The following is a 12,060-nucleotide window of genomic DNA, read 5'->3' on the forward strand; positions in this document are numbered from 1 at the left end:
TCAGTCCCCGTATAGCGCTTCGGCATGGAAGGTGATGTGGTCTTCCATGAAGGTGGACACAAAGAAATAGGAATGATCATAACCCGGCTGAAGCCGGTAAATGGCTTGCTGGCGACGTTCGGCAATGGCCAGTGCCAACGTTTCCGGGCGCAAAAGATCCATGAACTGGTCTTTGGCACCGGTATCTATCAGCAACGGCCCGTCAAACCCCTTTTCCTTCATCAACAGCGAGGCGTCATGTTTGTTCCAGCCCGCTGTGTCATCCCCCAGATACGCGCTCAACTGCTTGCGGCCCCAATCGGCCCCGGTCGGGTTGCAGATCGGTGCAAAAGCCGAGACCGAACGGTAGCGACCTGGCAGGTTCATCGCCAGCGTCAAGGCGCCGTGCCCACCCATCGAATGCCCGGTGATGGCCTGGCGATCGGCGTCTATGGCGAAGTTTTCGACCAACAGTTCGGGCAACTCGGTCGCGACGTAATCCCACATCTGAAAATGCGGGGCCCAGGGTTCTTGTGTGGCGTTCACATAGAACCCGGCACCCTTTCCCAGATCATAGTCGTCGTGATCGGCGACGCCCGCGCCACGTGGGGATGTGTCAGGAAAGACAATTGCGATCCCCTGTTCCGCAGCCCAGGCCTGCGCCCCGGCTTTGGTCATCGCGTTTTCATGCGTGCAGGTCAGGCCAGACAGATACCACAGAATCGGGACAGGGCCGTCTTTTGCTTCGGCGGGCAGGAATAGCCCGAAAGTCATATCGCATTGGCAGGCTGACGACGCATGGCGATAGACGCCTTGTACACCACCAAAGCATGCATTTTCCGAAAGGGTTTCCATCACGCTCTTCCTTGCAATGAGTTTGGGACATGGCTAACGGCCTGCAAGCGCAAGGTAAAGTGCAGGTGCAGAAAGCGCGCATAATTTACCATTGGTGAAGATCAGAGAGCGCTAATCCAGCCTATGACGACCGGGACTGTGAAAATGCTGAGCATTGTTGAAAGCAGAATTGCAGCTGATGCCCGTTGCGGTGCAATGCCATAATGCGCTGCGAGAATATAGACGTTGCCTGCCACGGGCAGGGCGGCCGCAGAAATTGCTATAGCCGCCGAGAACGGTGCAATTGGCAGCACATAAAGCAACATGATGGCGACGCAAAGCGGGTGGATCACCAGCTTGCAAAAGCTCAGCCAACCCGCAACCTGGATGCGTTCAGCGGACTTCCCGGCCAACGACGCGCCAATGGCAAACAAAGCACCGGGGGTAGCGGCTCCGCCCAGAATTGTCAGAAAGTCGGTCAGAGGTGCAGGAACTGGAAACTTTAGTGCCGACCATGCTACACCTGCCGAGATCGACAGGATCATCGGGTTTGTCAGCAGCCCTTTCCCGATTTGCCGCACCATGCGCCATGACAGCCGTCCGTCCCGGCCACCGTTTATCAGGATGACGATCAGCGAAGAAAACACCACCAAATCCACGGTCAAAACCACCATGACCGGGCCTATCGCGGCTTCGGTGAACAATAGCGCAAGCATCGGCAGGCCCAAAAAGCCCACATTCCCAATGGCTGCGCATTGCGCCTCGACCGCTCCGGTGGGGATGTCGAGCCCGCGCAGATAGGCCACCAGCGTTGCCAGGCTATAGACCGCCAATGTGCCAACCAGGTACCCGATCACCAGTTTCACGTCGAATATTTCGTCAAAGGGCAGCGTAGCCGAAAACCGGAAGAGCATGGCGGACAGGGCGAAATAGAAAACGAACTTCGTCAGATAGGCCGTCGCCTCGGCCGGAAAAAACCGTGTGCGCCCAGCCCAATAGCCCAGGCCGATGATCGCAAAGAAGGGCAGAGTGCGCAAAAAAATCTCGACCATGAAAGTGTCCCTAGCACAGCTGTCGCGTGCCGCAAGGGCCTTTACCGCATTGAAACGAGACACGTAGTTATCAAAAATCGTTGATACTAAACTAAATGGTTTATATTCTCGACGGATACTCAAGGAGGTGTCATGACCCAAACTGCCACGATTCTACGCACCGGGCGCAAATTTGATCAGGTGCTGCGCGGCGCGCGAGAGGTTTTCATGGCAGACGGGTTCGAAGGCGCAAGCGTAGACGATATCGCCCGCGCCGCCGGGGTCTCGAAGGCCACCTTGTACAGCTATTTCCCAGACAAACGCCTTTTGTTTTCCGAAGTCGCCCAGACCGAATGCAGCCGGATGGCTGAGAGGGTGATCGCGATGATCGATGAAACGAAACCGGCGCGCGAAGTCTTGATGATCGCTGCCACGCAATTGACCGGGTTTCTGGTTTCTGAATTTGCTCAGCAGGTCTTTCGCATTTGTGTGGCCGAACGTGACCGGTTCCCCGAACTTGGCAAAGCGTTCTACCAGGCTGGCCCAAAAAACGGCCAGGAACATATGGCAGCCTATTTGGACAAGGCCGTCGCCAAAGGTGAGTTGAAGATCGACGATGTCCACTTGGCGGCTGAACAGCTGTCCGAGCTCTGCAAAGTCCGGATTTGGAATCGATCGGTCTTTGGCATTCAGGTGTCCTTCACCCAGGACGAAATCGAGGCCGTCGCGACGCAGGCGGTCGATATGTTCATGTCGCGCTACGGCGTATGATATTTTTCAAAATTTTGGTGCGGGTGGAGGGACTTGAACCCCCACGCCTTGCGGCGCCAGAACCTAAATCTGGTGCGTCTACCAATTTCGCCACACCCGCAACCGTGGTGCATGTGCACCGCAATGACGCGCTGAATAACAAAGCTTCCTGTCGAGTGCGAGAGGGAAAATGAAGACCAGCGCAAGTTTGTGTATCACGTTATGACCCTCACCGGGACGAGCAGGGTTATCAGAAGTGTTTCTTTGACCGAGTGGGTGCCTCGGTCATTTTTTTTCATTCCGGCCAGCCAGTTACGGTGTTTGGTCCGTGTTTTTCCCGGCGTATTCACGCAACTCCACCCTGGGTTGAGACATTTATGCGAAGAGCCATCACAATCGCGCCACAATTCAAACGCCAAAAAATCTTATTCGCGTCAAAATAACACCGCGGTAATCGCGCTTGTTTAACGACAACGAGTTAATGAGTCTTTTTTGCCGCGAGGCGCGTTTGCCAGTTCCCGCTCAACTCCAACAACAGGGGTCTCTGTCGTGACCAACCAGATGAACAACGCCGTAAGCGAGCAGGATGTCATCGATCTTGCGCGTGAGAGCTTTGTCGACGAGCTCAAAGTTCTAAATCGTCATCACCCTGGAACAGGGTTTGGGATTGCTTTGAAAACACTTTCGGGCGACCGCTATTTGCTGGCCAATGCGCGTATGCCGTTACCCGCACATAAATCCCAGGACTTTCCAACAGGGCGTCGCGTCGCGCGTCTGGAAAATGGAGAGCATTTCAGCTCGATCGAAGTTCTGGCCGATTCATTGGCCTATGAATCGATATCGCCTCTTACCGAGGCCGAGATCTTGGGCAATGCGCTGGATCTGATCGCGCGAATCGACACATTGGCGGGCCTGCCGAAAGGTGGCCAGCCGTTAGAAATTGCCGCAACTGGCACCGGAGGCTGAATAATGGCGCGCAACGACCATCTTTTGTCCGTTGGAAACGAAGCTCTGTCCCCCGTGACAGAAGCGATGACGTCCCTGACGGCGCAGATTGACCAATTGACAGAGGTGGCGGATGCGCGCTCCTCGGCACGTTTGGCCACACTCAAGACGCGAATGGAAAACTTTACCGCTAACGTGACGTTGGTGGGGCAGGTCAAGGCGGGCAAGTCGTCGATCGTGAACATTCTGGCAGGGCGCCCGGATTTGCTGCCTTCTGATGTAAACCCGTGGACCTCGGTGGTGACCACGCTCAACATCAACACTCGGACCGAAGGCGACACAAAGTCGAAATTCACATTCTTTGAACAAGAAGAGTGGGACAACCTGATGGTCGGTGGCGGTCGTCTGGGTGAACTGGCCAACCGGGCCGGTGCCGATGACGAGATGGAGGACATCCGTCGCCAGGTGGCCGAGATGAAGGCCAAGTCGGAAGAACGTCTGGGCAAGCATTTTGACCTGATCCTGGGGCAAAGCCACCAGTACGACTATTTCGACGACGAGTTGATCCAACGCTATGTCTGTTTGGGCGATGAAGACGATCCGGACATCAACCCGAAGACAGGTCGTTTTGCCGATGTGACCAAGTCGGCCGAGCTTTACATGGATATTCCGCAGTATCCGTTGGCTTTGCGCCTGTGTGATACGCCGGGTGTGAACGACACGTTCATGGTGCGCGAACAAATCACCCTGCGCAGCCTGCGCGGGTCTGAAGTGTGTATCGTGGTTCTGGCCGCCAGTCAGGCGCTGACCACGATGGATATGGCGCTGATGCGGATCATCGCGCAATTTGAGAACCGTCAGATCATCCTGTTCGTGAACCGGATTGATGAACTGTCGGATCCGATCAACCAAGTGCCTGAAATTCGTGACAGAATTCAGGAAACGCTGAAACAGAACAACATCGACACCTCAACAAGTATCGTGTTCGGAAGTGCCCTTTGGGCAGAAGCCGCTTTGACAGGAAATCCTGACATCCTCACGGAAGAGTCGCGGCAGACCCTGAACACGTTCTATCTGGCGGCCGGCTTTGGGGATGAAGCCGCGTCGTTGGATAAGATTTGGGCATTGTCCGGATTGCCGGACCTGCTGTTGGCAATGAATGAACGGATCGCTGAAGGTACAGGCAAGCGATTGATCGACCGCGTGCGCCACCGTGCGCGCAACATCGCCAGCCAGATCCGTGCCACCTCGGTTGCCAAAAAGCTGTCGGACAGCGAAGGGGTCGTTCACAATTTGGAAGGCGCCAGCCCCGAAGAGGCGATCGCCACCGTTTCAGACGAATACGAGAAGAAAGCGGCCGAGTTGACCGCAAAACTGCGCGACAAGGTACTCGAACGCCTGACCTCGGCAGAGACGAATTTTGTCAAACGCGCGACGGACTCGTTGATCGCGCATCTGGAAGAAAACGGCGAGCAGGGGACCTGGCAATACGATCCCGCTGGCCTTCGGACCCTACAAAAAGCGGCCTATTTCAGCTTTGCCCGCGCGATGCGGAAAGATGCGGGTGCGCTCTATGAAGCCGCTGCAGCGGATATCGGTGAACTGTACCATAAGCTGTTGGGCAACCATCTGGGCGAGTTCACGATCGAAGCACCGATTGTGCCGCGCGTACCGCCGCCATTGGGCATCGGCAAGACCATTGCGCTTGACCTGCAAAGCACCTGGTGGCGCCGCTGGTGGCAAAAACGCAAGGGCTTTGAAGCTTATGCTGCGGATTACACCCGTCTGATCGCCTCTGAGGCGAACTCGATCACCAAGGACATCGAAGAAAACCAGATCGCAGCCGTTCTGGAAAATGTCCGGGCGACATTGTCTGATTTCCTGCGCGAGCAGAAAGAGACATTGCTCAGCATCTCTCAGTCCGGAGAGCAAAGCAAAGCCCGTAGTGCAGAGCTGATGGCCGAACAGAAGCCTCAGAAATCGCGCGACGATATCCTGGGTGACATCCTCAAAGATCTTAGCAACGAAGCGGCATAAGAAGAGTTATGGTAAATACAGCACAAACCCGTTTCGTTACCCCCAAAGCCTGGGACCGCATTGAAAAGTGGTCGCGCCGCAAGCCCGTGTTTGCGCTGATGGGGGAATTCAGTGCCGGTAAATCGACATTGATGAACTTCCTCTTGCGCAAACAAACGTTGCCGACACAAGTCACAGCGACGCAATTGCCGCCGGTCTGGTTCAGCTTTGGAAAAGGCTCGGCCTATGTTCTGCGTCATGATGGCAGCAAAGAAATGATCACGCTGGATCAGCTTGATCAGGTTGGCGTCAACGATGTGCAGTTCGTGCGAATTTTCCTTGAGGCGGATATTCTTGAGGCCGTCGATTTGATCGACACCCCCGGTATCTCTGATCCCAAGATCTCGAACGATGTCTGGCGTCGTGCGGTTGGTCAGGCCAATGGTGTGCTGTGGTGTACACATTCTACTCAAGCATGGCGCGAGACCGAGCGTGCCACCTGGGTGTCCTTGCCCGAGCGTCTGCAAGCCAACTCGCTTCTGTTGGTCACACGTGCCGACGCATTGAATACGAAGGATCGCCAAAAGGTGCTGCGTCGCGTGAACCGCGAGGCCGGACATCTGTTCAATCGGTCTATCCTTTTCTCGGCACGCGATGCCATCATTGCCCGGGACAAGACCGGAGATGCCGAGATGTGGGGCCGCAGCGGTGGCGGCAAGATGGTCGACAGCTTCCTTGAGATCACCGAGCAGATTATGGGAAGCCGCGCCGAAATGCTGTCGCGCTACCAAATGGAAAAATCGACCCTACCTGGGATCGAAAAGATCAAACCGCTGCGTCCGGCCAAGCCGAGCGAGGCAAAGGACGACGTGACCACTGTCCGAGTGATCCCTCCCGAAAACGCGGACACCGAAACAGTGACGAGCTTTCCGGTGCGTCCTGCGCGTGTCGAACGGCGTTCGGACGAGATAGAGCGTCCGAGGATCGATGCCGAGGAAGCCGAAAAGCTGCGGCAGGAGATGATCGTCGAAGAGGACGGGGTCGCAGCGACGGATCAGAATGTTTCGTTCAGCGATGACAAAGACGAGGCAATGGATCTGGACTTCCTGCCGAACCCGGCCACGGATGTTGACGAGTTCGAGTTCCAAGGCGAAGAAGAAGCGGAACCCGAAGATGAACTGACCGTTTCGGACACCAGTGAAGATGATCCGGTTGAAGAAGAGATCGAAATCGTGGAAATCGCGCGCGGCGTCGAATCCGATATCGAACGGTCGGTATCCTCGATAACGGCCCTATTGGCTGAAAAGTCTGAAGAGGACTACGAGCCCGAACCCGAATCCAATGCGCTGACCGACGGGCAAGTTGTACCAATGCAGCTTGAGGATGACGTCGCGGACGCCCCAGAACCGGACGTGAAATCACTCATTCAGGTTGTGCCTGGAACACCGATCAGCGCGGTCGATCTCTGGAACGAATTTGTCTCGAAAGAGGAGTTGCCCGACGATGCCAATGGGCTGCGCAGTGTCTTCTCGGCTTTCCTGACCGAGTTCGATCAGATATCCCGTGATTACCAACCCAATTCAGATCAGCCGGTAAACCCTATTGGACGATCTGAAGAAAACTCGGCGGCGGAACGACATGCTTTGTAGTTTGTTCCGGTTCGCTCGCGCCAAAGGCAGGTTAGAACATGTCAATTGAGAACGCGCTTTCCACTGCCATGGACTCCATACCCGACTGCGTTGCAGCCGGGTATGTTGATATGGAAACGGGTATGTTGCTTGGGCTGAAATCGGATCAACCTGATCACACGAACCTGCTCGAGAACCTGGCATTGGCCGTTGCGAACCTGTTTCAAGGGCGCGGTGTTCGTGGCTTTGAATCATTGTTGCGCATGATCGGCACCCAAGAAGATGACAACCCGGGCTTTGGGGAAATTGCCGTTTTCTCGGATGATCGGCTGCATATCTTTTTGCGGACGCGGGAATATCCCGATCACGTAGTCTGTTATGTCTGCCGCAGTGACGAAAAAGCGGGCTTGGCGCTGACGAAATCACATCTCAGCCTCGGGCCAGTTGCGGCGGCGGTTTAGACAGGTCCAAAGGGGGTCAAGACACGATGGATGCCGACATTCTTGAGATGCTCGACAGTATTGGACGCAACTCACTCGCGCGTTTGACGCCTGCTGTCTACCTGAACGGTGACACCGCACAGGACCGCAGAAACGGCGTTTTGAAAGCCATTCGTGGCACCATTCTTCCGCGCAGGCTGGAGTTTACGGCCGCCAACGATCTGGTTCTGGCGATCGAGGTCAATAGCTCTCGCATCACCGATATCTTTAGCTTTGGCGACGAGCCAACGCCCGATTTTGAAACGGAGCCGCGCGAAGCACTGACCGAGGTTCTGGCACGGATGGTGACGGACATCGCGATGGCCCCTGGCCCACTTGAATTGGTATCGCTGCGCCCGGACAACCAGCTTGAGGCTGACGATGTCGGGATCACCTATTCCGAGATCGCTGCAGCCTGTGCCGGGATGGAAATTTCCGAAGAACCTATCATGACGATCGTGCCCGACGCGCCCGAGGAAGAAATCGAGCCCGAGCCAAACGTGGAACCGGTTGAAGCCGTGGAAACCGAACCCACCAGCCCCTCGGGTATGGCGCATGGTTTCTACGCGGCCTCTGATCGCTTTGCAGAGGGTCGCATCCTTCTAAGTGACGACGACGGCGAAGCGCTCGAACTCGACGGGCTTTGCGCCGAAGGTCAGAGCGGTTTTCCCGAACAAGAGCTTTTGCAAAGCTTTGCAAAAGACCTTGCCGGCTGGAAATCGGACAGCGAAGGTGCCTTGACCCAACCACAACTGATTGTTGTGCGCGCTTCGGGCGGGCAAGGCACCGGCCTTTCGATCCTGTGCGACGGTGCGCAAACAGCAATCACATTGCACGAGGCGCGCAAGCTGGGTGCAGTCGTAAACCTATGGAGATCACTGCAGGGTGCCGCTGAATAACCGCGATCCTGCCCTATCCTGTTCTTTATTCTTTAATATTAGTGCATATGAGTTACCAGGTGAACCTAATGAGCGAGCAGAAACGCAACGAACTTATTCGCATCGCTGAAGATATGAATGAGATGAGCAATGACGAAACCCGTCATTTCATCTCACGCATTGTTGACGACCTGACAAAACTGAAACCCTCGATTGCGTTTGTCGGCCAGATCAAAGCCGGCAAGTCTCGCCTGATCAACGGGTTTACCGGTCATGCCGAATACTTGCCCTCGGACGTAAACCCTTGGACGACGGTGATTACCGACATGCATTTCGGTCACCCTTCAGGCAGAACGTCTGGCGCCGAATTTCATTTCTTCGACAACCGCCAATGGCAATCGCTGATCGCCGAAGGCGAAGAGCTGCGCAACATGTTCCCCGATGAGGAGGACAGCTATAAGCGCGAGATGATCGAAGAGCAGGTTGAGGCGATGAAAACGCGCGCCAAGCTGCGTTTGGGTGAAAGCTACAAACACCTGCTGGGTCAACACCATGATTTGGAAGATCTGACATCCGAGGATTTGGCGCGGTATGTCTGCGCAGGCGACGACCCAACAGAAGAGGACGCGCATGATCCCGGGTCTGATCGTGGCCTCTATAGCGACATTACCCGCAAGGCCGAAGTATACTTTGACCTTGGCCATTTTCCGTTTCCCCTGACGGTAACAGATACACCCGGCGTCAACGACCCTTTGCTGATCCGGGAAGAGATTTCGCGACAATACCTGAAGGAGTCGGACTTCTTCGTCGTGGTTCTGTCTGCTCACCAAGCACTCTCGCGGGCGGACCTTAAGCTGTTCCGCCTGATGCAGGCGTTGGAACTTGGTCAGATCGTGGTTTTCATAAACCGTGTCGACGAATTGGGTGGCGGTGCAGAAGACGCATCGAAAGTACGTGCCGATGTTTTGGAAGGGCTCGAACGTGCCCTTGGCAACTCGGACATCGATGTTCTCATGGGAAGCGCACAATGGGCGCACTACGCTCTGACAGGTGATGAAAACGGGATTGATCACGACCAGATCCTTGCCTGGCTTCGGGCACACCCGGAGCAGATGCGTCAGTACCTGTCTGGTGTAGAAGAGATCAAGCAGGGCTCGGGCCCTGTTAGCCGCGCCGCTGTTTTACGCTATGCCGCTATGGTTGCTTCGGGTCTGCCAGACCTGCGGCACCATGTAACTCAGGCCCTGACAAATGGGCCGCGCAATGAGCAGTTGCGTATGGCGTGGCAGCACTTGAACAGCTTCGCTCAGGGCGAGCTGGATCGCAGCAAAGCGAACCTGCGCGCGTTGGAAGCGAAAGAAGGGCCCGAAACCAAAGATATTACGGAAAGCAACCAGGCACTTTCCGACCTCAAGGCGCTTGTGGTCGAAAAGTCGGAGACGATCACCAATGAAATGGACGACGTTCTGGCCAATTTGCGGGGTGTCATGGATGACACAGTGGCCGAGGCCGTCTCTTTGGTGGTCCGTGGACCTGACGGGCAATCGCCTTTGCTTGCCAAGAACAACGAGACCGAGTTGAATTTTGGACCGCTGCGCGAACGCATGCGTGAATTGGTTCAAGGCGCAACTCAAGTGGTACGCCAACGCATGTTAAGCGAGCTTTATGCGATTGATATGCAAAGCAACGCGGCACTCCGCGCCTTGCCTGGATGGCGCGACCAGTCCGAAAATCGCATGAATACCAGTGCTGTACGCTGGTTCCGCCCGAACATGACCGCTCTGACCCGAGGTATAACAGTCGAACTTCGCGTCACCTGGCTGTCGCGTCTGATTTCGCGCAAAAGCGTCGTCAATCGGGCTGAGCGAATGATCATTCAGGAATTCGAGATGATCGGTGATGATCTGATCGACACCGCGCGCGGTGATCTGGTCGAGCGGATGAAAACTGTGCTGGATCACTACCTGGCCCTTCTCACAGGCCATCTAGAGCATCGCGTTGGGCCGCAAAGCAGCAACCCGCGGGTCGAAGCACAAGCTGCGGTTGACCGCGCCCGCCACATCGTCGATGAATTGAACAGCACCATGGGCGCTGCCCTGTCAGACAATCTTCAGCCAGAGGCCGCAGAATGATCGATTTCCCCGGAACCGATGCAGAGGTAAGACAGCTCGAACGGTTTCTGACTGCAACTGAGAAATTGCCTGCAACACCAGAGCTGGACGATCTGCGTTCCAAAGCGATGGCGCATGCCGAAAAGCTCTCGAACGCCGTCTCAATCGGCTTCGCGGGTGAGTTCGGCGCTGGAAAATCAAGCCTTGCCAATATGCTGGCAGGTGCCGACATTCTGCCGACAGGTCCGCAGCATCTTAAACTGCCGCTGGTGATTGTTGCTTATTCCGAGTCTCCGGAAACCACTGTTGGCTGGTGGGATCGAGAGCCCAAAGTTTACTCGGGGATCGTTCTCGAAAAAGCCGCCAAAGAAGAACCAGATTTCATCTCGGTTGGGCTAAACACCCCTGCCCTGCAGGAAATCTCTCTGTTCGACTTGCCGGGCGCCGGTGCATTGGATGACACCTATAAGCAGACGTTGGACCTGTTGAGTTACGTCGATTGTGCGATCTGGTGCACCAATGGAACCACCGCTTGGCGCGAGACTGAGCGTCACCTGTGGATGAAGGTTCCGCAAAAGCTGCGCGACAACAGTGTGCTTGCGGTCACCCATGCTGATCTTTTGACGGACAAATCCGCGCTTGAGCGTGTCACCGCACGACTGGACAAAGAAAAGAACGGCCTGTTTCAAGCCGTTGTTCCGATTGGCACTCCGGTCGCGGTACGCGCGATGGCACAAGAACCTGAGCCTGACTTTGATCTTTGGAACAACTGCGGTGGTCAGGATTTGGCCGAGCAGGTTTTGCGCATGGCATCGGTTCATCGCCAGGCCGATCTGGACGCGGCGCGAAAAGACATCGAGACTGTGTTCCAGCCCTATCTGGAACAGTTTGACGACGCGCAAACAGAAGAACAGCTTGACGATGCATCTGTTCAACCTGGCGTCGCGGCAAATCACTCGCCCTTGCAAAACCCGATCCTCGAGGATTGGCTGGCAGCGATTGCCAGCATTCACCATGATCTCAGCGAAAGCCCCGAGACCGAGCCTGCAGCATTTCTGCAGAATTGTCAGGAGATTGTTGAGGATTTTGCCGAGCGGTTGGAGGCAAGTGAAGAAATCAACCCAGACGCAGATTGGGTTCCAGCTGAATTTGAAAAGGCGACGGACCTTTTGCTGCTGCTGCAATTCGAAACCGGTTCCGCGCCTTTGAAAGATGCGGTACGGATTCTGGCCCAGTTGAGCGATACTCTGGCCTGGGCTGGCAGCTCCGAAGCTTCTGCGGCTTCCCGAACAGGCACCTGAACTCCCGCATAGATTGCACTGTTACAGCCCGATTCGCGGTGTCAAGAATCGGGCTGCTATTGTTTCGAATTCAGTGACCAATAGCCGGGAAATGCGGGGTATGGTGCG

10 protein-coding genes and 1 tRNA gene are annotated in these 12,060 nt (G+C 55.6%); 8 read left to right on the plus strand and 3 right to left on the minus strand.

From position 1 onward, the window contains the following. Together fghA and GOX45_RS15030 are read right to left on the minus strand one after the other, a co-directional pair. Positions 1-834, minus strand: coding sequence for an S-formylglutathione hydrolase (fghA, locus tag GOX45_RS15025; protein ID WP_171101971.1), 834 nt, complete (start codon positions 832-834; stop codon positions 1-3). Between the two features lie 101 nt (positions 835-935). Continuing rightward, positions 936-1,865 (minus strand): AEC family transporter, encoded by a 930-nt coding sequence (locus tag GOX45_RS15030; RefSeq protein ID WP_171101972.1) that lies wholly within the window; start codon positions 1,863-1,865, stop codon positions 936-938. Between the two features lie 132 nt (positions 1,866-1,997). On the opposite strand from GOX45_RS15030, the gene GOX45_RS15035 reads away from it, so the two are divergent. Next, complete coding sequence (locus tag GOX45_RS15035) at positions 1,998-2,615, plus strand: TetR/AcrR family transcriptional regulator (RefSeq protein ID WP_171101973.1); 618 nt, start codon at positions 1,998-2,000, stop codon at positions 2,613-2,615. Between the two features lie 15 nt (positions 2,616-2,630). On the opposite strand, the gene GOX45_RS15040 is transcribed toward GOX45_RS15035, so the two are convergent. Continuing rightward, positions 2,631-2,715 (minus strand) — tRNA-Leu (locus GOX45_RS15040). Positions 2,716-3,143: 428 nt separating this feature from the next. Here GOX45_RS15040 and GOX45_RS15045 point away from each other — a divergent pair. The 7 genes from GOX45_RS15045 (at position 3,144) to GOX45_RS15075 (ending at position 11,952) form a co-directional block, all read left to right on the plus strand. Beyond that, positions 3,144-3,560, plus strand: a complete 417-nt coding sequence (locus GOX45_RS15045) for a hypothetical protein (protein WP_171101974.1) — start codon at positions 3,144-3,146, stop codon at positions 3,558-3,560. A 3-nt stretch (positions 3,561-3,563) separates the two neighbouring features. After that, positions 3,564-5,576, plus strand: coding sequence for a dynamin family protein (locus tag GOX45_RS15050; RefSeq protein ID WP_171101975.1), 2,013 nt, complete (start codon positions 3,564-3,566; stop codon positions 5,574-5,576). 8 nt (positions 5,577-5,584) lie between these two features. Continuing rightward, positions 5,585-7,204, plus strand: coding sequence for a dynamin family protein (locus GOX45_RS15055; protein WP_171101976.1), 1,620 nt, complete (start codon positions 5,585-5,587; stop codon positions 7,202-7,204). Positions 7,205-7,272: 68 nt separating this feature from the next. After that, positions 7,273-7,644: a hypothetical protein gene (locus GOX45_RS15060; RefSeq protein WP_254444511.1), complete on the plus strand. Its 372-nt coding sequence runs from the start codon at positions 7,273-7,275 to the stop codon at positions 7,642-7,644. Between the two features lie 26 nt (positions 7,645-7,670). Then, positions 7,671-8,561 carry a hypothetical protein gene (locus GOX45_RS15065; RefSeq protein ID WP_171101978.1) on the plus strand — a complete coding sequence of 297 codons (891 nt, stop codon included), beginning with the start codon at positions 7,671-7,673 and terminating at the stop codon, positions 8,559-8,561. Between the two features lie 68 nt (positions 8,562-8,629). Next, positions 8,630-10,672, plus strand: a complete 2,043-nt coding sequence (locus GOX45_RS15070; RefSeq protein ID WP_171101979.1) for a dynamin family protein — start codon at positions 8,630-8,632, stop codon at positions 10,670-10,672. Further along, positions 10,669-11,952: a dynamin family protein gene (locus tag GOX45_RS15075; RefSeq protein WP_171101980.1), complete on the plus strand. Its 1,284-nt coding sequence runs from the start codon at positions 10,669-10,671 to the stop codon at positions 11,950-11,952. Before GOX45_RS15070 ends, GOX45_RS15075 begins: the two co-directional genes overlap by 4 nt. Positions 11,953-12,060: the final 108 nt, after the last annotated feature.

Source organism: Ruegeria sp. HKCCD7255 (assembly GCF_013031565.1).
In the GTDB taxonomy this organism is placed as follows: domain Bacteria; phylum Pseudomonadota; class Alphaproteobacteria; order Rhodobacterales; family Rhodobacteraceae; genus Ruegeria.

Excerpts from the sequence above, each read along its gene's own strand:
- GOX45_RS15035 (WP_171101973.1), top strand. The coding sequence starts at position 1,998 with ATGACCCAAACTGCCACGATTCTACGCACCGGGCGCAAATTTGATCAG.
- GOX45_RS15070 (WP_171101979.1), top strand. The coding sequence starts at position 8,630 with ATGAGCGAGCAGAAACGCAACGAACTTATTCGCATCGCTGAAGATATG.
- GOX45_RS15060 (WP_254444511.1), top strand. The coding sequence starts at position 7,273 with ATGGACTCCATACCCGACTGCGTTGCAGCCGGGTATGTTGATATGGAA.
- GOX45_RS15030 (WP_171101972.1), bottom strand. The coding sequence starts at position 1,865 with ATGGTCGAGATTTTTTTGCGCACTCTGCCCTTCTTTGCGATCATCGGC.
- GOX45_RS15065 (WP_171101978.1), top strand. The coding sequence starts at position 7,671 with ATGGATGCCGACATTCTTGAGATGCTCGACAGTATTGGACGCAACTCA.
- GOX45_RS15055 (WP_171101976.1), top strand. The coding sequence starts at position 5,585 with ATGGTAAATACAGCACAAACCCGTTTCGTTACCCCCAAAGCCTGGGAC.
- GOX45_RS15050 (WP_171101975.1), top strand. The coding sequence starts at position 3,564 with ATGGCGCGCAACGACCATCTTTTGTCCGTTGGAAACGAAGCTCTGTCC.
- fghA (WP_171101971.1), bottom strand. The coding sequence starts at position 834 with ATGGAAACCCTTTCGGAAAATGCATGCTTTGGTGGTGTACAAGGCGTC.
- GOX45_RS15075 (WP_171101980.1), top strand. The coding sequence starts at position 10,669 with ATGATCGATTTCCCCGGAACCGATGCAGAGGTAAGACAGCTCGAACGG.